This is a genomic window from Paenibacillus sp. B46(2026) (genome assembly GCF_056786355.1).
In genome coordinates, this window is record NZ_CM165907.1 from 3,746,582 (window position 1) to 3,769,716 (window position 23,135).

The following is a 23,135-nucleotide window of genomic DNA, read 5'->3' on the forward strand; positions in this document are numbered from 1 at the left end:
TAGGTGTAGATTACCTTCATTCAGTTATGCAATAAGAGATTGAAATAAATGGACTTTAAGGGAGAGAGCCAGGATAAAACGATACGATGTCATTGTTATTGGTGCGGGACAGGCTGGTCTTGCCGCAGCATATTTTTTAAAGAATCGAAACCTTCGGTTTTTATTAATTGACAAGTCTAATCGCATAGGGGAATCATGGAGACAACGTTATGATAGTTTAACGTTGTTTACACCAAGATCGTACAGTTCGCTACCAGGCTTGCCGCTAGAAGGCGATCCGAACGGATATGCAACCAAGAATGAAATTTCGACTTACTTGGAGAATTATGCTACTACCTTTACATTGCCAATTCAGCTATCTACGGAAGTGATTTCGCTTAAAGCAGCCGAGCAAAGTTTCGATGTATATACAAGCAAGGGGATGTTAAAAGCAACTAATGTCATTGTAGCCACGGGCCCGTTTCAGTCACCTTACATACCTTTAGCTACTGATCAATTCCATGAAAGCGTATTTCAAATTCACACTTCGGCGTACTCCCATCCCAAACGATTGAACAAAGGAACTGTTATCGTCATTGGTGCCGGAAATTCAGGAGCACAAATTGCGGTGGAGTTGGCCAAGGATCGGGACGTTTTTTTATCCGTTGGCCGTCCATTACACTTCATGCCTTTGCAAGTCATGGGAACGAGTATTTTTTCTTGGTTCAGAAGATTGGGGATCATGAATGTCAGTGCTGAAAGCAAATTGGGCAAGTTTATTCAAAAGAAAGCCGACCCTATTTTCGGTAAAGACCTTAAAAAGATGATCCGTAATAAAAAAATCAAACTTGTACCACGGGCGGTTCAAGTTATGGATCGACATGTGCAGTTCGAAGATGGCAGCAAATTGCAGGTTGATAATGTGATATGGGCTACCGGTTTTCGTACAGACTACACCTGGATCAAAGAAAAAACGCTATTTAATGAAAAAGGCGGGGTGCGGCATCAAAGAGGCGTAAGTGATGTTCAGGGGTTGTTTTTTCTAGGAATCCCTTGGCAGTCATCCAGAGGCTCGGCTCTGATCGGAGGCGTTGGAGCAGATGCGGAGTATATTGTGAGCCAAATAAAATAAACAAAAAGCCCTCGCCCATGTTTTATAGCCGGCCCGATACCGGGCCGGCTTATGATGTGCTACTACACATTTTTCGTATAATCCTCATTGCTCATCAAACATCCTGATTTTTCGCTTACAGACCAATTTCGCCATAAATGTATGAACAATTATTGAATTATTGAAATTTGATCTATTGTAATTTCAATAATTGCACTACAATTCGTAGTACAGAACTATATAAAATTTTATATATTATCAGATCGATCTTTACATTGAATAGAAACTACAATCTTCACTCTATCTCAGTCACCAGATGTTAAGGGGGTAAAAATGTGATATTAACCATATTAAGCATAGTTATGATTATATTATTCACTGGATACATTGGTTTAGTTACCTATAAACGAAAAGAGAAACTTGCAGGTATGGCTGGTATGATGATTGCAATGACCGTTGGTATGATATCTAGTCTTGCACTCGGTTTTCAATTAGGAATAGTGTTTCAACACAGTTTAGAAGTCCCATCAATAATCGCCATTTTGTTTGGTTTGGGAGCGGGATACTTCATTGGAAAACCTGTAAGCCTATTGGCTGCTTTGGATGGGATGCTTGCAGGAATCATGGGTGGATTGATGGGTGCAATGCTTGGGGCCATGGTGAGTTTTTCTTATATAATGGTGTTATTTATTGACATCCTTTTTATTTTTATTTTGAGCGTTGTTCTCCAATTGGCCAATCAAGAAACGAGCCAAACTCATGAAACCAAGAAAAATGGCATTAGTTTACCATTTATTTCGGGTGTACTTATGGTTGGTTTTGGAACCCTTTCGATCGGGATACTACTGTTTTTCCAGTTATACGATAACCAAACCACTGCAATTCAATCACAAAACTCACAATCAAGTGATCAAAGTACCGTTCAAGAAAATGCAGGGTATCAAATCGTTTCAGTTGATGTAACATCTAAAGGCTTCAGTCAAGAAAATATAAAGATAAAAGCAGGTGTTCCAACAAAAATAAATTTCATAAAACACTCAGGTTATACTTGTATAAGGAGCATTGAATCTACCGATTTAGGATTAGATGTGTATCTCGAAAAGGGAGATAACTTCGTGACTTTAAATGATTTGATGCCTGGAACGTACCAATTCAATTGTGGCATGTACATGTATTATGGAACGATCACCGTTACGTAATATCTTCAGCTTATTTCTGGTTTCATCATGAAATGAAATACCTTCAAAAAAAACTCTCCCAAAAGAGAGTTTTTTTCATCCAAACCCATACAATGTGATGTTTTCAATGTCATATTAACAACTTCTTTCCAAGAAAGTACACTGAGCATATGCTATGTGCTAGGAACAAATTGCACCTCTTTTTTGGTGAAATTATACCCTTGTTCAATTTGAATTATCCTGCCCGTTAGCTTAATGATTTAACGGGTGGAAACAGATCAGTTATAAACCTAATCAGCAATCGGATCATGAACTTTTACCGATTACATAAAAACGCCGCTAAAATAGCGACCTTGAATGGAACAATAATTCCTGAGACAGCAAACGAACCGCCTCTTTCTTCGATTCTTCGCTATATCGATTAAAGGTTTGGACTTTCTTCACTGGAGTTTGAGCTCATTGTAACATGTCCTCTTTTTTCACTGTCTACTAACAGGGGATAATACCATTATGAAGGCATTTTTTATTCACTAATTAAGTTCACGCTTTTACTTATAATGTGAGTTAAGGACAATTAGCTACCTAATAGCAATACCCATACGGATTAACCACTATATGCGTTTTTTTCGTTGATAAATACGGAAAGCATTTCTTACTCGGAAATTACACTTGCAACTTCCTGTACTCCAGATAAGATCTCCTGCATACTTTGTTTGGAATCCTCGATTTCGTCTTCAGGAGAGACTGGTTCAACATTTTCCTTCATCATCATGGAATAATGAGCAGAATGACCATTCTTTATGAAAATCTCTTTAAACACAACAAGGTATTTTTGAATTAAATCTGTATTATTTTCTACATACAAATCTTCGCTAATGAAATGAGAACCATCGTTAACCCAAGATATTAGGGATCGGCAGATCATTCTTTCCTCGTGATCAAACTTATCTTCAAGTACATCAAGACTGATACCACCGTAAAATTTAAAATAGTTTTCGAGTATTCTCCTCATACTATTTTGGATAGAGACAAAACTGATATTATCTGAATATTTAAGTTCTTTCCATAGGAGTTCATAAGAAGTACTTATAGGGTTTTCCTCAAAATATTTTACTGATGAAATATTGTTATCTTTCCTTATTATCCAATAAGTCCCTTCTCCAAACCTTTTGGAGCCTTTGTTAAAAGTTATTTCTTTATGAAAGTATATATTATGAGTTAATATAAATAATTGTTTAATATCTGACTTACCCATATTAACCTCAAACATGATTTCACGCACTAAACTGCTCACCATAAAGAGAACACTACTATCTAAGCTAGATATTGGGTCATCTATTACAACAACTTTATTTGTAGTGATTTTACTGATGTCGTTACTACCTTTTAATAATTGATAAAAATAGAGAAAAGTAATAAATGTTTTCTCTCCTTCACTTAGTGTATCTTTTACATCTTCACCATTCTCACGGATGATTTTATAATTTCCTTCCTCGGTAGCTGCTGCTAACTTAAAGTTTTTAAAGCCAAAAGAATTTAAGTATTTATTTATTTCATTTACCGAGTGTTCGACGCTTGTTATCTGTTGTTGATTTATAGCCAGTTCTTTTTCATGAGAGATTTTATACTCGATTTTTTTTGATATGGAATTTTCAATGCCTCTGATCATCTTATCTTTATCTGCTATAATATTATCAAAAATTTTTAAGCCTTCGCTTATTTGATCTGCTATGTATAACCAGATTTCCGCTGATAATTTTTCTCGCTCAAGCTTTATATTCTCCATACGTTTGTTATGGTGTTCGATTTTTATTACTGATTCTGTTATTGAAATATTTAGTAATTGAACTAATTCTGAAATTTTAACCAATTCGATGCTTCTGCTTGGCTCTTTGATTTTCTGTTTTAAAAGTAATTTATTTTCTTCATGTTTTGATTCAATTAAACGTAATGTTGAATTTATTTCCTCAAGATCTACAAAAGTATTAGTGGAGTGAACATTACAAAACGATTTGATTTTAGAGATAATTTCTTCTGTGTGCAACAAATAATTTTCAGATGAATTTCCGAGTTTTTCAATATTTTGTTCATATGTATCATCGAAATATAAATTTATTTGTTCTGTAAAGTAATCTGGAAGTAATTGCTGACAAAATGGACAAATCCCATCTGTATCATGGATTTTTAGTATTCCTTGTTTAACCCAATCGCTTATTCCTAATTTTGTTATAAGCCTTGCGATGTCTACATCTTCTTTTCCAATAATTTTATTTTTAAAAATTGGATCGCTTTCAAGAGTATTATCATAATTGATTAGTGTAGGCATTGCTACTAGCTCGACCTTTCCATTATATAAACCTTCCTTAAGAATCTTAATTTCCTCCAAAGTTCTTATGCTGGTTGTGGAAGTTATTAGTTTTGATTCCTCTATACATTTTTGCATGAATTTCTCTTTAGAATTTCTATACCCCTCAATTAACTCTTTAAAATCCGGATCAATGCTTTTCTTTAGCCTCCAGCACTTTTCCTTAAACTCATCGACAATAACCGATCTGTCGTGACTTTTTTCTCGTAGTAGTATTCTTTTCTTTCTGATCTCTTCATCATGCTTAATAATATTTTCCTTTAACTCGTCAATCTTTGTTTGTAAATCTACAGATTCCTTGCCAAGTGTGAAAATACCCTTAATGGAATTACTTAAGAAGTTCTCATTTACGAAATTACGATTATAAACGCATGTGGTCATTGGGTTGCCTTTCCACTCCATAGAACAACTTGGGAAATTTACGGGATTTCGAATAAACTCTGATAATGTTGTCTTGCCAGATCCATTATTTCCAAAGATGAAGTTGACATTTTTAAGATTTTCTAGTTTAACACCAAAATTATTATAAGATGCGATTTCTTTTAATCTAATCTTCTCTATCATTTGATTATTTACACCTCTTGGATAATAATTTTTTAGAAATATAGGAAATAGAAAACAAGTTTTCCCTTTAGAACTAAATATTAATTAAACTGCTTTAATGAACATAACTAAAGAACAGATTTAACTAGAAATTTTCAATTTATCAATTGTTTTAAGAAGATCATAAATAAAGTTCTCAACTATTCTAATTTCTTCAATATTTCTTTGTGAAAGAACCTCGTTAATCCTGTCTAAGATTTCAAACATCTCTTTGTTTGGTAGTTCATTTTCAAAATGACGGAATAATTCTGCTGGTGTAACATCTAAAGCTTCAATTAGTTTCTGCAGGGTCTCCAAAGAAATGTTTCTCTCCCCTTTTTCAATCCCACCAATATAAGGCTGTGGGAGATCTACTTGTTCACCTAAGTTCGCTTGGGTCAATCCTTTTGATTTCCTTAACGATTTTATTCGCTCACCTACGAAAGCACTGATTTTTATCATAAGTACAATCACCTCTCTTTTAAGAGTAGGTGTACTTATGTATGAAATAAATATACTCAAACTATATATTACCATTAGTAATTATATATTTTAAGATATATATTTTAATTAGATACAATAAAATTCCTATAGGAGTGTACTTCATGAGACAATTACCTCATCAAATAGTTATAGAAAATGTAGTTCAAACTAAAATGAGGGGAAAAATCGCTTATCAAAGCGCGTTTCCATCCTCAATTGCTGTGGATTTAACCTATGTTAAACCATATAACGACCCATCTGGAAAAGGATATCAACGGCCAGTTGATCAAAAACGTGTTGATGAATTTGCGTTATACCTTTCCAAAGGGGATAATGCATTATTCACACCAATTCTATTGAATGCATCCGGTATGTGGGAATTCACAGCGTATGATTCTAGTAGACCAATGTTTGGAAGATTATTCTGCAAGAGTAAAGCATCTTTAATGGATGGACAGCACCGGCTAGGTGGTATAAAACGTTATACGAAGGAAACACAATCAGAAATAAATGTTCCCTTCATGGTGTTTCATTATTTAGATGACGATGAAGAAATTCAATTCTTTGATATAATTAATACAAAAGCCAAAGGGCTAGGTACTTCTCTAAGTAAGTTTTTGAAAAGAGAAAACGACGAGCTAAGCTGGATGTCTACTGAGCTGTTGATATTAAACGATAGTCCTTTCTATCATATTGGTAGTATCACAGGTAAACGTAGTAAAGGAAGACATATTACTCTTCAGAATCTTTATCGTATGTTAAAGTATTTTTTCAAAGACACTGGAGTTACTAACTTATCAAAACACGAAAAGGTAGATATTGTTCTTGTATTCTTTAATATAATGCGTCAAGAATATCCTCATGAATGGTTAAACTATAAAGAATACAAACTTACTCATATCGTATGTTTGGATGCATTAGCAATGGCAGCATCCAAAATGCTATTCCACTGTAAGAAAGAAAACTCAACACAAATAGACCATCAAGAATTTATTAAGTCAGTGAAACGCTTAAAAAAGATTGATTGGTCTATATATGGTCCTTTTAAATATTTAAAAGGTATTTCAAGTTCTAAGACTTTAGCTATAGAATTATTCGATATTATGAATTTAGAAAAAGAGAATTAAAAGGTCTGGGTATAGGTTATGAAACAGTTTCCTATACCTTTATGAACTCACTTGTTCTTTGAAAATGGGCACGCAAGCTCATCATATTTTCTTTTATCGTCCCACCAATGAAATTCAAGTTCTTCATTACTCTCATTTGAGAAAACAGCAATAAATAGAGGATACTTATCTTTAAATTGAGGAACTGCTGGCATAATCCCTTCTGAAATGAATTCTTTAGAATGTTGAAGCCAGTTATCAAACCACTTTAGCAAAAATTGAACCAAGATTCGATTTAACAACCATTTCGTGGCCGCTCGACTACTCAAGGTAATATCATCTATCTGGTTATTCCATTGATCATATAGGTCATAAAGAAAGTAAGCACTTGAGGGATACTCAAAGATAGGTTTATTAAGACGTTTAGGACGCCCCATATTATCGACTAATGAGAAATGATCGAAATTTTGAATGGTTCTACGCCAAGCTATATATGCATAAGCATAACTACAAATTGGTCCACGCCCTTGGAAATTTTTCATTTCATACAAACAAGATTTATGTTCAATTAAGATTGTTTGCCTTATGTGCTTGGAGACACCGGCTATAATCTGTTTATAATTTTGATAATATTCTTTTTGCAATTTATCAAATCTAGCCTTTTTGATATAAAAATCGTTAAGATTTGGAAAATCACCTTTTTTTGAATATTTCAAAGCAATCTCTCTTTCTTCAAAACTTCTTAATTTTTTTATATTTTTACTACTCTCAACAAAGTTATATCCCGGGATATTAATCTCTTTTTTTGCAGCAGTTAAAAACTGAATTAATGCATTCGGGTGTTTCTCTAAATCGATATGAGGAATAAAGTACATTTTTTTTAGCCTCGACTTCTGAGAACTTGTTAATGTTAGCCATTGATGAAGCTCAGATGGAAGTGTATTGTAATGTTCTTGGGGTAGATTCCATGTATCATAAAAAAGTTGATTTTGGTTTATTTGACAATATTCATATCCACAAATACATATAAATGGAGAATCAAACATTTTATTGGATAATGAGTAGTCATATTCAGAGCCGCACTCTGGACAACATTGTATGAGTTTTTTATTGTGGAACGGACAATGATGCAATAGTTTAAACTGATGAAATATTGAGTGATAACCTTGCTCTAAACATTGCACACAAAAGTACAATTTTTCTCTTAGATAAACACTTTCCCATGGACTAACTATACCTAATAAATGGTCTTGAGGTAGAACCCTTATTAATTCATCTAAAGCTTTACGATTTCTTTGAACAAGGTCAGTACCAAATACGTCTTTAATTAACCGTTCATTTAAAGAGAACATTTTAACTAAATCATAATGACTAGGTCTAATAACACGAAGATTTTTCACCTCATCTATTCCAAACTTCCTAATAATATCTAAATCCAGAACTTCATTAGCGCTTTTAAATTTTTCAAATATACTCCAAGGCGATTCATAGGGCTTTATCCAATTTGTCCTCCATGTATAAACATCTTTAGACGGACTCATCAATCTGGACCTCTATAGATTTCTGCTTCTATATAGCCTGAGCTTTTGATTGCTCTTTTCCATAGGGCTTGATTCAGATCCTCTACATCAGTTCCATCACACCCATATTTTTTTAAAGCATATTCTATTGTTCTAGTTACATACTGCATCGGAATTTCGAATGACTTGCTGATCCCAGCTTCTTGTCTCAATGAAACAAAAACATCAAAAAGTTGTTTTGCATAATTACTCAGCCTGAATCCTTCTTTCTCAAAACTTTCAGGAAAATAATATCTCGTGAACGACCACGCAGAATCGTATGGGTAAAAGGCCCCCTCATCGTAACAAAGCAAGCACTCATTCAAATCATCCTCTGATCTAATTCCATGAAATTTATATGGTTCTACCATAAATCTTCCAATAATTTGATACTTTTCTTCTTCGAAAAAGACAGATCTTTGATTAAGCAGCTCGTTCTGACCGACCAAAAATACGGTTAGATTTATCCCATAACGATCTAATTCATTAGAAATATCCATTAACCAGCCATATTGAATTTCATGAAGCCTTTGTGCATCATCTAAAAAAAATACAGTTCGATTTTGTCCAGCAGCATCCGCTTGTTCAATAAGAAATTTCAATAACCTCTCCCGCTTAACAACAGCATTCCTTGAAGAGTAAAACCCATGTCTTATATCCTTTAATATTTCCGTAAAAAAAACATCTTCATTTGGTTTTGTATGCTCCCGACATAACAAATTGTACATTGGCAATTTTTCAAAATCCATAGGTAATGCTTTCATTAGATAAGCAATGGCACGGGTTTTTCCTAAGCGTGGTCTACCATGGACAACAGTTCCGGGTAATCGGTCTTCAATACTTTCCTTCACCCTTGCATAAAGATTGTTAATTTCATTGGTAGGGATATCGTATTTACCAGTTTCAACAGGATGAGCCCCTTTGGGCAGTAGTGGGCGTTTTAAACTTAAAGGAGAATTTTGTTCTTTTTCAGTAGATAATAGCTCTTCTAAATTTCCTTGAATCTCCATGTATATCCTCCCCTGTCGGTTTTACTATTTTTTTAGGATTCGTGGAAATTGTAGTATTAGAATTAACTTCAGTTTGACAAACCTCACCTGGCAAACTTGGCAGATCTATATGATCATCTTGCTCAAGTAAGACATCTTTATTTCTTTCTTGATTTCTGGACAGTTCGTATGCTTTTCCAGCCTTTCTACTGCTTGTTTTTGCTCCTTCTCCTAGAAATTTTTGATAAACTTCTATTGGGTTTTCTGAAGAAGAATAACGTATTAGTTTTTTTCGCTTAAGCCTAAATATCTCTCTACGAACCTGTAAGGTATGCGGTGTAATACCCCACTTTCCTGCTGCTTTTAGTTTTCCTAATTCGGAACCATCAGGTAGAAATGCTCTTATTACACGTAGGTCATCCACATTAACAAAAATATCGACTTTTTTCCCAATTAAACCAGGCGAACGAGAAAGCAATGAGCTTGTGTACCTAACATTTTCATATTGAATATATGGACGTCGACCATGCTTAACATCACCTTTGATTTCACGTGTTGTTTGTAAAGATAAAAAAGCTACTTCGTTCCTCTGCTCCTCTGGTAGTTGGTTTACAGAATAATTTTGAAGCCGACTTTTCATTGTTTCAAGTGGCGTCATAAAGTTCACTCCTTCATGCTCCGTACCGTTGTAGTCTGCAACCATAACATCAACCAATTCCTCAACATGCTGTACAGTTATACGATGCTTCTTAGCTAATTTAGAAGGATTCGCCCTTCTCGGATCCTTTGGACTGCTACCTGTTGTACTAGGTAATCTGTGAAATCCATTTTCTTCAAAAATACCGAACCATCTTTCGATATGAGCTCTTTTAATAGGAAAACCAACTTTCCCAGGATTCACTCTACACTTTACAACTTGTTTTAATCTGTCTTTGACTATAGTGGCCAAGTTAGCCTTTGCCTGATCATAAAGAATTTCATCCCATATTGCCCACTGAGTTTCTTCAATGATCTTAGAGGGATAGCCTCCATCAGTGGGATATTGCAATCCTGGGATTGTCAAAGTTCTAGGTACCCAAGGTACAACACTATTACGAATACAATGTAAAACATCGGTTGAAGAATATTCACGGTTAAAACTCAAATAGTGTCCCAAAATGGTCCGAGTACCTACATCAAAGATAACAAGTAACCAAATTCTATCTATAACGGTATAAATATCATCACCTTCAGGAGTCTTTAGAACTAAAACAGCATGTAGATCAATTTTATGGCCATCAAACTGTACTTGCTCATAGGGTCTTATGATCTGTCTGTACACTTCATCAGAACCAGTGCTCTTGATTAACTTGGATATATCCTGACCGTATCGACCTGAGGCTTTGTTGATATCGTGGTCTTCTAAAGTTTTAAGATAAGAGTATAGACTTCGCCTCGCCACTTCCTTTGTATTAAACGGATAATCATTGGGTGCTTTCAAACCAACTTTCCGACATTCCTTTACCATGGCTCTGTGAATGTCTTTACCTCTTGTAACAGGATCTGAGACAGAGCGTGATTTTTTTCTGTAATACAACCGATGAATTTCATCACGGATATTAGGATATGTTTCAAGTAAGAGTTCAAAAGATCCGTTCATACCAGATGATTCAAATTCAGCATTTGGAAGATTTTCACGCTTATAAACGGTTACTCTTTTGTTAGGTATCAGGGCCCTGTATCCCCATGGAACCTTTTGAGCATCGAGTGCAAGACATCTTTTAACCAATCGGGCCACTTCGTTACGATGCAGTCCTGTCTTATCTTCTATTTCAAAATGAGAATGATCAGCAAAATACATTTCTACGGCTTTCTTTCTCTTCTCATAAACAATTTGATTCTGTTTGGATAATTTATCAATGTTAACTGTAGACCACTGTGATAAGTCGATAGCATGACCTAATTCAGTGTTCTCTATTAATTTTCTTTTACTCATCGATCCACACCTCCAATTTTGGACCTATTGGAGCTCTATCTAAACTACTTTTAATAAATCCTTTATAAATCATCCAGCAAACGCCCTCAGTTACTCGTGAAAAAGGAACCTTACTATCTAAACTAGCTTTTAATTCCTGTATAGTTATTTTTTTAAGACTAAGTAATTGAGAGATTAGATGTATGTCTGTATCAATTGGATGCTGCCTATTAGACACCATTGAGATAAGAAGTTTCTTGTTGGAGAGAAGAAGAGGGTTAGAGCGAATTTCTTGATCATTTACAACACAATGTTTAATATTTTTTTCTTTACACCATTGTTCTTCTATTAACAACTGTTTTTTAAATTTTTCATTTTTTGACGTCTCTACTTTTGAAAATCTAACTTTGATGATTGCTTCGGTGTTATCTTGATATTTCACCCAATGACTAGGTACGGAGGTGATAATTTTACTTGTGAAGGAGGATTCAATTAAAATTGGTCTTTCACAATACGACAGAATTCTAGGATCTGTTTCAATAAAGAGCCAGTAATCGTATTCTAGATCACCCAGGAGGGTGACATCTCGCTTAAGTTTAGGACTGTAGCCTTCCCAGTAGCCGACTCCTGTTTTTTCTGATTTAGTTAATGGGATTGGACTATACATAAATCACCCCTTGAAATTAATTCCATTATTCATTGAAAATAGATTAACCTATTGCTGGAAGTTATGCAAGAAGTTTATGTTCATTTTTAAGCTATGCACTAATCTTAACTTCATTTATTTTGTGAAGTAAAGATTAGTGCATAAGAAAAAAAGCCTTGAGTATCAAGACTTTTAATGCAAGCATTTTAAGTTCACCGTACATCTGTGCAGCCTTTTTAAACTTCTACCAAACTTAATCTCGACTAATCCCAGACTACTTCTGTTCCTGCAATAAAGTCGTGTATTGCACGTCGATCCTCACGCATACCGACCATAAAAGCACTCACAATAATTCCGATACCCAAAGTTATTACATACACAAGTCCAGCCACAACAACTCGCATTAGCATCGTACCAATTTTTGGCGGTTCGTGTGTATCGTATTTACGGATTCGAATTCCACATATACGTTTTCCGATGGTTCGACCATACCAGTAAACTGGTAATAAAATTGAGTATAACGCACTAAGTAGTTTGGCAATCGGCTCATCCGCATCAAAGTTGCCCGTAAGCACACCTGCAATAATTACTAACGGAATTGAAATAATAAGACTATCCAACACACTTGCTCCTAATCTAATCCAAAAACCTGCTTTATACAAAATGCTTTCCTCCAAACTACAATTTTAAACTAAACAGCTAAATTACTTCATGAACTCCCTTCATAAAATATCTAACTTTATGTACACAACTCAGATAGTATAACAGAAAATTTTACCTATTTACGATATAACTCCTATTTCTTTTCATTTGCACCCTTTGTGAATATTATAACAAACTTTCGAATTATCTTAACCGTTGTTCATGTCACATACATACTCTTACATAATCCTTTTTGATTAATGTGGCTTTTGCCTCAAACATCAACACAATAATAGTTATGTAAACAAGAAAGCTACTCAACTTTTGTTAAGTAACCTTCTGTTCATTCTGCATCTGCCCTCTTCGCCAAACCTTATTATCCACGATAGCATAGACTATACCGGCGATGGCAAAGATCCATATCGATGACATTCGGTTCAGATGGTATCCATTCACGAAATATGGATTGTACATGAGATCAAAAACCCACAACCCGCCCCATCCAAAACCACCCATATATATGATAGTTCTCACTGTAAGAAAACATACATATTTCCGCAGCAGCCATGAGATCGGGCTAAAAATAACAACATAAAAAGCGAGTAAATAGTGACCGAATCCCAGGATGAGCGACAAAATATATATCAGGCCCCCTGCATTACGTAAACCGTAATACTCTGTCGATGTAATATGGTATCCTTCAATCCTTTCAAGAACGAGGAATGCCGTTAAGCTTATCCCGATAAATATAAGTCCTAATACCATGTACCGTTGAACCGCGTTCACCAACATCAGATCACCCCAATGTCTAAACGCAGCCAGAAGCACTTAAGTTACATGATTTCGAACAAATTACACAATTCACATAGGCCGCCAATAGGGTCGGTTAAACTTAATCCATAGTACCGTATATGCTCTAATCCAACGACTACTTTTGCCCTTCCAAAATCATCGTACCCAAGCGGTCCATAAGCTCCATTCTCCCGATGGCTGTGTAGGAATAATTGTAGTTATCCACATTGGAAATTTTATAGATCTTGCCGTTCTTTACGGCGTTCATGTTATTCCACACCTTGCTGTCTACCATCTTGTTCTCACTATTCTCCATCAACAGCAAACGATCCGGATTAACGGTAACTAAAGCCTCCAGGGCGATCTCTTTGCCTCCCCAGCCCTCTGGATCAGGGATACCTTCTGTGCGCTTCAGGCCCCATTCACTGTATAACATCTCGGCTGCACCTTTATTCGAATAGATGACCAGATTGTTTGGATAGGTTTCGATCACGGCAAATGATTCACCGTTTACAGCCGTCGCCAGTTTTTGTTTCCACTCTGCAGATTTTGCATCATATTTGGCCAAATAGTCATCTTTCTTGCTTTCTTCTTCAAACGTATCTGCCAGGAATGTCAGTCTCTCTCTCCAATCATAGTAGGAGTACGGCAATGCAATCGTAGGCGCAATTTTGGATAAGGTTTCATACTGATCCGTGTTAAAATCCTTACCCAGAATAATCAGGTCCGGATTAGCACCCGCTATAGCTTCAATGCTGAACGGGAAACCATACCACCCCAGATTAACCGTATCTGCACTCAGCTGATCCTTAATGGTTGGCGTGAGTTCCTCCGGGTTGCCATAGTCAGCGCTCATCGTCGCTACAGGCGTTTTGCCAAGGATCAATAGCTCTTCTGTCGAGCCGGATAGATCGACAATGCGCTCCGGACTCAGGGGAATTGTAATCTCTTCTCCATTTGGGTTGGTAATCACTTTGGTCGTTGCTTTTACCGTTCCCTCGGAGGGGCTGTTCACTTCGCTGGTCGTCTGGGTTGTTCCACAGGCCGCCAAGGTGAGCATACAGCATAGTGCAATCCATACAGGAATTCGTTTAAACATCGTTGTCATTCTCCTTTTATGTCAGTTCATTAGCCACATTAGGCTCATTTACTTCAGTTACTTCAGTTCTTTATCTATCTCATCGGCCACATTATCCGTTCACTTTCACCTGCCAGCCTTCCGCATCCTGTTGTAATTGCCACAGACGAGCATAGATGCCTGAGTAATTTAGCAATTGCGCATGAGTTCCCTGCTCTACAAGCTGACCTTGGTCCAATACAAGGATCTGATCGGCATTTTGAATGGTCTTTAATCGGTGTGCAATCAAAATAACCGTCTTGTCCGCGACCAACTCATTAATCGCTTGCTGCACTGCGGCTTCGTTCTCCGGATCAAGTGAAGCCGTGGCTTCGTCGAGCAATACGATCGATGCATTTTTCAACAAGGCACGTGCAATGGAAATACGCTGTTTCTCCCCACCAGATAACGTCGATCCACCCTCGCCAACAAGCGTATCGTATCCCTGAGGCAGACTGGAGATAAACTCATGACAACACGCTCTGCGTGCTGCCTCTTCAATCTCGAATTGCGTAGCGTCTTTCTTCCCTACACGAATGTTGTTGCCGATCGTATCCTGGAACAGATACACGTCCTGGAAGACCACGGAGATATCCTGCAACAGCTTCTCGGGGTCCATCTGATCAACGGGTCTGTCACCAATGCGAATGGTTCCTTGCTGAACATCCCAGAAGCGAGCAATGAGACGTGTGACTGTACTTTTACCACTACCAGATGGGCCAACCAGGGCAGTAATGGTATGCGGCTCAATCGTAAACGACAAGTCTTTCAACACCGGTTGCTGATCATCATATCCAAAGGTTACCTGGTCAAATGAAATCTCCTGATTGGGCCGCACATCTCCCTTTCCTGCCATCGGGGCCTCCTGCTGCACATCCATAATGCGTCTTGCACTATACGCGGAGTACCGCATCTCCCCATAACTCATCAGTACAACCGTCAACGGTTCAAATACCTTTGTGCCTACCAGCAAAAATAACAGAAATACCGGTAAGGAGAACTCACCGCCTGCAAGCAAATAACTGCCCACCAGAATCATCCACGTCATCCCTGATCGTGCGAGCAACATCGCTCCCATGATCATCGGTCCCATGATACCTTCCAACCGAATGGAAGCTGATTTTAATTCGTCAAAAGAACGAAGCAGCCGTTCAAATCGTTTGCCCCCCATATTGTGGGCCTTAATCTCACGAATACCGCTCAGGTATTCCTGCAGCCGACTGGCGGCTTCGTTTTTGGCTCGAACATGGTTCTCACTCAGTCGTGCCTGAATGGAATCCGTAAGCCATAACAGCGCTACACCTAAGGGAACCGCAACAAACATGGCTACGGCCATTCTCCAATCCACCAACAGAAGTCCGCCAAAAGCAAGTACCGGAAGAACAATCGCACTGATCAGCTGCGACAGATTGTGAGAGATCGTGTGCTCCACCTGACCATAATCACTCAGGATCAGGTTCGTCAGATCCCCAGGATCACGTTTCCCGAAAAAACCTAACGACAGATGGCGAATATGTTCTGCCAGCTTCAACCTTCCTGAGGCCGCGAGGCTGTATGCTGCACGATAAGTCTTGTCATAGAGTGAAGCGTAAGCCGCATATTCCACCAGAAGCCAGGCAAACAGGATGCAGCAGACCATCCACATGCGGTTGATATCCAGTCCGTTGTCCGGATCAGCGAAAGACGTATAGATCGTATTGAATATATCCACAAGCAGCGCCGCAGGAACAATCTTCGCGATCCCGTCGAGAATCGCTGCAATGACCGAAGGAAGCAGACTACGAGGATTACCACCAGATATATTGTATAAATAATTCTTCATCGCCCTGCACCTCCAAGCTTCCAGGAAGCTGCACTGATATGGGCCTGCCACATGTGCTCGTATACCCCGCCTAATGCACGTAGTTGATCATGTGTCCCACGCTCGGCAATCGTTCCCTTTCGGATCACGAGAATTTGCTCTGCTGCACGAATCGTTGTTAGACGATGAGCAATAATCAGCACCGTTTTGCCTTGAACCAATTGGGCCAGACCTTGCTGAATCTTGTGTTCATTCTCTGCATCCGCATAGGCTGTCGCCTCATCCAGGACCAGAATGGGAGCATTTTTGAGCAACGCCCGTGCTATCGCAATTCGCTGTGCTTCACCGCCGGACAGGTACGTACCGCCTTCACCAATTTTGGTATCATATCCGGCATCCAGTTTCTCGATAAATTCATGACAGCAGGCGGTTCGAGCCGCAGCTATAACGTCCTGTCGTGAAGCCGATGTATTACCCATCCGAATATTTTCTTCAATTGTATCGTAGAACAGATGTACATCCTGAAATACAAAGGACACGGTATCCATCAGTTTCTCCGTTCCCATCTCCTGGATCGGAATTCCACCAATCGTAATCTCACCTTCCTGCACATCCCAGAATCGAAGCAATAGATTGGCAATGGTTGACTTCCCTCCACCAGAAGGCCCGACAAGTGCGGTCATCTCTCCTGCTTTGGCTACAAAATCAATCTGATCAAGTACGGGTTTATATGCTTCGCTCTCCTTGCGTTCATAAGCAAAAGATACCTGCCGAAAAGCAACCTCATATGTATCCGGCACTTTAGGCAACTCAGGTTCTTGTACAACCGGCTCGGCAAACACCGATTCAATCCGTTTCTGTCCTTCCACAATCTCTCGCATCCCACTACCCAGATACATTAACTTCAATAACGGAGCAGATAGACTCGGGGTAATGATCAGAAAGAGGATAAACGTAATCGCAAACGACTGATTCCCCGCATTACCACTCGATAAAAGAATGCCAACGGGTACAATGAAGGTGAACAACGAGATCATGATCACAAAAAACAGCCCGTAAGATGTTTTACACAAATCTGTTATTTTCAACGAAATATCCCGATATCGCGTTACCGCCTGTTTGAACGTCAGAAATGAATCGGCTGTAATCCCAAATACTTTCACTGCAGGCATACCTCTCACGTATTCAACACCCGTCGCATTCATCTCTTCGATGGCAAGTTGAAAATCACGATAAGCCTGACGGCCGCGTTCGCTGCGGAAGAGGCGACTTTGGAGCCAGAACCCGATTCCAATCGGAACCAAAAGCGTCAGCGCCATGCGATAATCGAGCCAAAACAAGTAACCCAGCAGCATCAGTGGGATGACAATCGCACTTACCAGATCCGGCAACTGATGGGCGATAAACTTCTCGATTTTCTCCACACTGACTTCGATGATCTTTTTCAGCTCCCCGGTTGCCGTCCGGGTGTGATACCCCATGGGTACTTTGGCAACATGCTCCGCAAGCCTTACTCTGAGCTGGTACAAAATGTTGAACGCAGCGATGTGTGAACACATCCCCCCGATATAGAGCGCAATTAACCCTGCAATCAGGGCTACGAATGCGACGATCCCCCAATAGATCAACAGATCTCTGTCCATGGCAGAAGGTTTCCCCGCATGAGTTAGCAATTCCTCGACGATCTTGTACACCCCGATAAAAGGAACGATCTGCAAAAGACTTGACAGGGTCGAGAAGATACTTGCTGTAATCAGCAGACCTTTATGCTCCTTCGTCACTTGCATTAACCTGGACACTTCAGATGTGTTGTTCATCTCATCCCTCCTGATACTAATAATCATTCTCAATATAGTGCAGTGCTATATACGCACATTAATATCTCATAGAGCCCTGAATGATCACTACCTCTTCACGGAGCAATAATACCTCTTCACGGATTATTGTTGTCTCCCAGCTTCTTATAAGCCATATTGGACATATGGCCTCATTACTTAACTTGAGAATGACTGGTGAAGTATTTACATTCTCGCCAAGCAAAAGAAGTGTTGTTGGAGAAAGTTTTCGTTTTTTACTTGTATAGATAAATATGACTTCTTTGATCTGTAACTCCCGTAATATTTTTCATTTAGTATGGATAAATATGTGAAGGGATTACTTACATCATTAAGCAGAAAAAGCCGCCATCGATGATGGCGACCAAGGTTTCAATCGATCGGTGTAATGGATAATGCGCCGAGAATCCAACCCGCAATGATCAGGTTCAGGTTCGTATCGCCCGCCAAAATCACCACCTGGCCAAACGCGGCCAGAATAAAACCAATAACCATTACCGCGTTCTTCCTCATTTTCTTTACAAAAAACGGAAGTAAAACCATGGAAAACAGCTGGATCGAGGTAATGCCGTTAACAAGCAGTACTAACTCCTTTCTGCTTTGCCGCAACTACCCGCTCGTTCGAGTTTGCTGTCAAATTCGGAAGAATGGAAGTGATCGGTGTGCTAATGCCGGTATAAAATCCCAGCTATAATATTACCTAATGGCATTGTATTAAATAAAGACGCTACGGTATCAGACGAAATCAAAGAAGGACGCATGATTCAAGTGAGTATTCCTACCAGTGTTCCTTTAAAAAAGTTTGACTATAACACAAGAGTGGAAATCATCAATCCGATTGCCGACACTGTCGCCTATTGAATTCAACTGTTAGTATGTTATATTATATTTTAACATGCTATAACATACAAAAGGAGTGATGCAATGCAATCGCCAGCATTAACTATTGGAGAACGGTTAAAAGAAATACGAGCAACTAGAAATCTTACACTTGAAGATGTTTCTAAACTTACTGATGTAAGTAAGCCTATGCTTGGACAAATTGAAAGAGGGCAGTCTTCACCAACTATTACAACTCTTTGGAAAATCGCAGTGGGCTTAAAAGTTCCTTTATCTTTATTATTGGAAGAGCTAGAAGATGAGTGCAGTGTGGTTGATACACGGTCCAAAGACGCTATCATTGAAGATGATGGAAAAATGAGAGCATTTCCTGTTTTTCCTTTTGACCCTACCCGTAACGTTGAAATATTCTATATCGAATTTGATCCTGGATGTCACCATCCATCTAAAAGGCACCTTGATGGTGTGGAAGAATATGTTTTTGTGGTACAAGGTATGTTAGAAATGGTAGTCAACACACAAAAAAATGTACTAAAAGAAAAGCAAGCACTCCGCTTTCGCGCTAATGTTTTTCATTCCTATAATAATCCCTATCAAGAACCATGTGTCATTTACAACATGATTTTTTACCCAAGAACCTAGGCAAGTTTCATCTATATATAGTAAATTCGAAATTTATAGAACAAATGATTGTATATTTGATGAATAGTGAAAAAGATAAAAATCTTCTAGAAAATATTTAAAAATGAGGTGTGATGATTATGGCAATTGAAAAAGTAAAAGATTTTTTTAAACAATATGGTATGGATTCTCAAATTAACGAATTTGAAGTATCTAGTGCAACCGTAGATTTGGCTGCATCTGCATTAGGTTGTGAGCCAGAGAGAATCGCGAAAACACTTTCTTTTATGGTGAATGGACAAGCTGTTTTAGTAGTTGCCGCCGGTGATGCAAAAGTGGATAACAAAAAATTCAAAGAGTATTTCAAAACAAAAGCAAAAATGCTTTCTCCTGATGAAGCCATTGATATGGTTGGTCATGCAATTGGAGGTGTTTGTCCATTTGCTATTAAAAATGATGTTTCTGTTTATCTAGACATATCTTTAAAACGTTTTGAGACAATCTATCCAGCTTGCGGGAGTAGCAATAGTGCTATTGAACTTACAATAAAACAATTAGAAAAATACTCTAGTTATTCAGAGTGGATTGATGTATGTAAAGGATGGAATGATTGATTTATAGTAGTTCTATATGGGGTAGCGCCAACATTTTGACTGTTTTATACGCTAAGTATTAGCGGACGTGTTTTCTCCCCCGTTGCTGCCTACATTAGCGGACATGTGATGCCCGATTTTGACGGCTGGTTGACCGCTAATGGTGTTTAGCGGACATTTGCTTAAAGTAGGAAAAATTCGCTGTCTTTGCGCCTTAACGTCCTTAGCGTATATTTTCGTTAAAATGTTGGCTGGACCCCCAAATTTGTGTACGTACCGGAAGGGAAGCCATATTGGATATATGGCCTCATCGCTTAACCTGTGAATGGGCACTCACATATGGAAAGCTTTCCAGAACGAACCTTCTGTATTAATGATATCCTTGATCTGGACAAAAGGAATCGTAAACGTTGGAAACCCTGCCGCATAAGGCGCGATATCATATGGATTGAAGTAGAGATGCAGCGCATCCGCTGTGACAAAAAACGGCTGTTCCGCGCTAATCCCTGTATAAGTGTCCGGAAACACATACGAGTATTGAGGATCGTTTTTGATCTGATCCCCCACAATCTGGCTTAACACTTTTACATAGTCACTATTCGGCTTAAATAGATCCTTCAACGCATACAACTGACCATTCGACAGATTAATGATCGCATAGATCATCGTAGGCATACCATGCGCTGCACCAGCCGGATAGTTATAACCTGTGAGTTGCAGTTGCAGCAATTGCTGCTGATAGAACGTAATATCAAAATCCCCTGTATACGTGTAATCCAGCTGCTGATCGGCAGGAATCGGCTTCACCTGCGAGAGTTGCTTCAATTTGGCGTTTAGCGCAAGCTGCTCCGCTTGGTTCGTTAATCCCTCCACCTGCGGATAATATACGAGGTAATCCCTGTTCGGTTTGTACTTCTCTTCGCGTACACGGTACGGCGGATGAAGTGGAACGATTGTATTTTGCCGCCAGATGATCTGTCCAGCCCGATTTACATACGATAAACGCTGGTCTACATACGCCTTAATCAGATCTGGTGCCACAACCTCCAGCGTACCCGAACCTTCTACATGGGGATACCCGGAAGCAGGCCTTCCGCTCAGATCCAGCAGATAAGTCTGTCTTCCATCTGTTGCGGACGCGAGACCATTCTTGTAATTGCCCACTTCACGATATACGAACTCTGTAAGTCTTCGACCACTAGTTTCAGCAATCGCGTACACAGAGCCAATGTAAGGCTGCTCCGGATTAACCGCTTGCCCCAGCGCATAACGTTGCTCCCCTAGTTCGCGAATGTCATTGTAGGCGGGTTGAATGATAAATGAACCCTGCGTATTAATGACGCCGTAGATGGACTTGTAATCCTCCGCTGTATTGACAATCGCTTGCCCGTCGCTAAAAGGAAATGCCGATGAAAACTTGGGCTGAATGCGAATATTCCCCCGTTCATCGATATACCCATATTTGCCCGAGGTCTCTTTTTGAAAAGCGAGCAGTCCATCACCTAATGGCCCCACATAGGCATATGGATATGTCGCAATCCGCTGCCCGTTCCGATTAATAAGCGCGTATTCATTATCCTTGATCTGCACAACTGCTTTGCCATCTTGAAAATCGTTCGCTGACGCAAACTGTGCCGGAATCACCTCATTGCCCAACACATCCAGATAACCATACAGACTCACCGATCCACCTGTCTGGCTATGGTCTGAATCGTAAAATAACGCTCGGCCGTCGTTCATATTCGAGATATACGGGTATGCCCGTTTGGTCAGGACCATACCTTGTTCATTAATCATCTTAAATCCTTGAGAATCAATCGTCATCGCTCGTTCTTCGGAAAAGGAATTGATGGAATCGTATACAGGTTGAACGACATACTGTCCCTGAAGATTAATCACGCCGGCATGACCGTCCTTCACAACCACAGCCAATCCATTGGGCTGAAACGCTTGCGCGTCATCCAGAACCGGCTCAAGCCGAATGTGGCCTTGGGCATCCATATACCCCCAACGAGTTCCACTCGTTGTTCGAACGGAGATCGGATATAACCATATTGCTACCCGAGCATGGCTTATCGGCACCATCGCCTGCTTAATTTTCTTTTCCAGCTCCAGAAGCGCCTCTCTGGAAGGATACGCTTCTGGGAAGCTAAGTGCTTTTTGAATGGAAGCGAGTGCTGCCGGATACTGACCCGCATGATACTGAGCATCCGTAAGGTAATACCAGTAAAAGATATAATCAGGATAATGCTGGGTTAGTTGCTCGTAATATTGCACCACTTTCGGATAATAGGCTGTATATACGTCCGGTGCAGGAACCCATTTCCCATTCTGCCATCGGATAATCTCCACGCGATAGGCTTCCCCTGTATCATGTATCCAGAGTGCAATCTCCACCTTGCCATCTCGACCATGCGGACCAGGCATATCTATAATCTCTGCATAGCTATAATATAGATCGTCAGGCGCCAGATCTTTGAGCCCTGATTCAGTCCACTCATATACGGCAAGCTTAGACCAAATAGAACCAATCCGCCAACCGATGATGAGATTGTTCCTTGCCGTTGAAGTTACTGGGGCTGCAGTCATTAAAGTCACCCCGTACCCCAATCCCTTAATTAGGGACATTTTGATCCATTGCCCTTGGTAAAATTTCAGAATAAGCAAGTACAGCTCACCATTCAGCTGATAGACTGCAGCAATCTCCGGCATGCCGTCACCGGTAAGGTCTGCCGCGTAGATCGCTGGATGTTTGACGGGTTTATCAATAGTGACGACCGTTGCACCAGCCGGAATATGTTGATTCACAATTTGTATTAATAGCGGTTCGCTCATGGACATCTCAGTTTCCTCCCTTATGACCGCATTCGCCTAATGGTATGCGTCATAACTCGGGATATGACATGAAAATGCTTTTCCATTCCTTGCTCCGTCATTTGCGC

The 23,135-nt window shown here is 39.2% G+C and carries 19 protein-coding genes; 6 read left to right on the forward strand and 13 right to left on the reverse strand.

The window, feature by feature from the left end; translation table 11 throughout:
• Positions 1-73: 73 nt before the first annotated feature.
• Positions 74-1,111, forward strand: coding sequence for a flavin-containing monooxygenase (locus tag AC1S8V_RS16670; protein WP_482074507.1), 1,038 nt, complete (start codon positions 74-76; stop codon positions 1,109-1,111).
• Between the two features lie 314 nt (positions 1,112-1,425).
• Positions 1,426-2,289: a cupredoxin domain-containing protein gene (locus tag AC1S8V_RS16675; RefSeq protein WP_482069974.1), complete on the forward strand. Its 864-nt coding sequence runs from the start codon at positions 1,426-1,428 to the stop codon at positions 2,287-2,289.
• 631 nt (positions 2,290-2,920) lie between these two features.
• On the opposite strand, the gene AC1S8V_RS16680 is transcribed toward AC1S8V_RS16675, so the two are convergent.
• Both AC1S8V_RS16680 and AC1S8V_RS16685 read right to left on the reverse strand, forming a co-directional pair.
• Positions 2,921-5,197: an AAA family ATPase gene (locus tag AC1S8V_RS16680; protein ID WP_482069975.1), complete on the reverse strand. Its 2,277-nt coding sequence runs from the start codon at positions 5,195-5,197 to the stop codon at positions 2,921-2,923.
• A gap of 120 nt (positions 5,198-5,317) precedes the next feature.
• Complete coding sequence (locus AC1S8V_RS16685) at positions 5,318-5,677, reverse strand: helix-turn-helix domain-containing protein (protein ID WP_175395201.1); 360 nt, start codon at positions 5,675-5,677, stop codon at positions 5,318-5,320.
• A 143-nt stretch (positions 5,678-5,820) separates the two neighbouring features.
• Here AC1S8V_RS16685 and AC1S8V_RS16690 point away from each other — a divergent pair, with 143 nt between their 5' ends.
• Entirely contained in the window at positions 5,821-6,825 is a 1,005-nt protein-coding gene (locus AC1S8V_RS16690) for a DGQHR domain-containing protein (protein ID WP_482069976.1), read from the forward strand.
• A gap of 47 nt (positions 6,826-6,872) precedes the next feature.
• On the opposite strand, the gene AC1S8V_RS16695 is transcribed toward AC1S8V_RS16690, so the two are convergent.
• The 10 genes from AC1S8V_RS16695 to AC1S8V_RS16740 form a co-directional block, all read right to left on the reverse strand.
• Positions 6,873-8,345, reverse strand: coding sequence for a hypothetical protein (locus AC1S8V_RS16695; RefSeq protein WP_482069977.1), 1,473 nt, complete (start codon positions 8,343-8,345; stop codon positions 6,873-6,875).
• Complete coding sequence (locus AC1S8V_RS16700) at positions 8,345-9,373, reverse strand: ATP-binding protein (RefSeq protein ID WP_482069978.1); 1,029 nt, start codon at positions 9,371-9,373, stop codon at positions 8,345-8,347. The genes AC1S8V_RS16695 and AC1S8V_RS16700 overlap by 1 nt, the downstream gene beginning before the upstream one ends.
• Positions 9,333-11,327 (reverse strand): hypothetical protein, encoded by a 1,995-nt coding sequence (locus AC1S8V_RS16705; protein ID WP_482069979.1) that lies wholly within the window; start codon positions 11,325-11,327, stop codon positions 9,333-9,335. Before AC1S8V_RS16705 ends, AC1S8V_RS16700 begins: the two co-directional genes overlap by 41 nt.
• Positions 11,320-11,973 carry a PDDEXK family nuclease gene (locus AC1S8V_RS16710; RefSeq protein WP_482069980.1) on the reverse strand — a complete coding sequence of 218 codons (654 nt, stop codon included), beginning with the start codon at positions 11,971-11,973 and terminating at the stop codon, positions 11,320-11,322. The genes AC1S8V_RS16705 and AC1S8V_RS16710 overlap by 8 nt, the downstream gene beginning before the upstream one ends.
• Positions 11,974-12,215: 242 nt before the next feature.
• Positions 12,216-12,614, reverse strand: coding sequence for an RDD family protein (locus AC1S8V_RS16715; protein ID WP_482069981.1), 399 nt, complete (start codon positions 12,612-12,614; stop codon positions 12,216-12,218).
• A gap of 307 nt (positions 12,615-12,921) precedes the next feature.
• Complete coding sequence (locus tag AC1S8V_RS16720) at positions 12,922-13,359, reverse strand: hypothetical protein (protein ID WP_482069982.1); 438 nt, start codon at positions 13,357-13,359, stop codon at positions 12,922-12,924.
• Positions 13,360-13,522: 163 nt separating this feature from the next.
• Positions 13,523-14,485, reverse strand: a complete 963-nt coding sequence (locus AC1S8V_RS16725) for an ABC transporter substrate-binding protein (protein WP_482069983.1) — start codon at positions 14,483-14,485, stop codon at positions 13,523-13,525.
• A gap of 91 nt (positions 14,486-14,576) precedes the next feature.
• A complete protein-coding gene (locus AC1S8V_RS16730; RefSeq protein WP_482069984.1) occupies positions 14,577-16,325 on the reverse strand; it encodes an ABC transporter ATP-binding protein in 1,749 nt (582 codons plus the stop codon).
• Positions 16,322-18,121: an ABC transporter ATP-binding protein gene (locus AC1S8V_RS16735; RefSeq protein ID WP_482069985.1), complete on the reverse strand. Its 1,800-nt coding sequence runs from the start codon at positions 18,119-18,121 to the stop codon at positions 16,322-16,324. The genes AC1S8V_RS16730 and AC1S8V_RS16735 overlap by 4 nt, the downstream gene beginning before the upstream one ends.
• A gap of 390 nt (positions 18,122-18,511) precedes the next feature.
• A complete protein-coding gene (locus tag AC1S8V_RS16740) occupies positions 18,512-18,748 on the reverse strand; it encodes a hypothetical protein (RefSeq protein WP_482069986.1) in 237 nt (78 codons plus the stop codon).
• 99 nt (positions 18,749-18,847) lie between these two features.
• Between AC1S8V_RS16740 and AC1S8V_RS16745 the strand changes: the two genes are divergently transcribed.
• From AC1S8V_RS16745 to AC1S8V_RS16755, 3 genes are all read left to right on the forward strand, one after another.
• Entirely contained in the window at positions 18,848-19,000 is a 153-nt protein-coding gene (locus AC1S8V_RS16745; RefSeq protein ID WP_482074508.1) for a DUF961 family protein, read from the forward strand.
• A 63-nt stretch (positions 19,001-19,063) separates the two neighbouring features.
• The gene (locus AC1S8V_RS16750; protein WP_482069987.1) at positions 19,064-19,621 is read left to right on the forward strand and encodes a helix-turn-helix domain-containing protein; all 558 of its coding nucleotides are present in this window, start codon (positions 19,064-19,066) and stop codon (positions 19,619-19,621) included.
• A 119-nt stretch (positions 19,622-19,740) separates the two neighbouring features.
• On the forward strand, positions 19,741-20,214 hold the full coding sequence (locus AC1S8V_RS16755) for a YbaK/EbsC family protein (protein ID WP_482069988.1): 474 nt from the start codon (positions 19,741-19,743) through the stop codon (positions 20,212-20,214).
• A gap of 312 nt (positions 20,215-20,526) precedes the next feature.
• Here AC1S8V_RS16755 and AC1S8V_RS16760 read toward each other — a convergent pair whose 3' ends face one another.
• Complete coding sequence (locus AC1S8V_RS16760; RefSeq protein WP_482069989.1) at positions 20,527-23,034, reverse strand: WG repeat-containing protein; 2,508 nt, start codon at positions 23,032-23,034, stop codon at positions 20,527-20,529.
• Between the last annotated feature and the right edge of the window lie 101 nt (positions 23,035-23,135).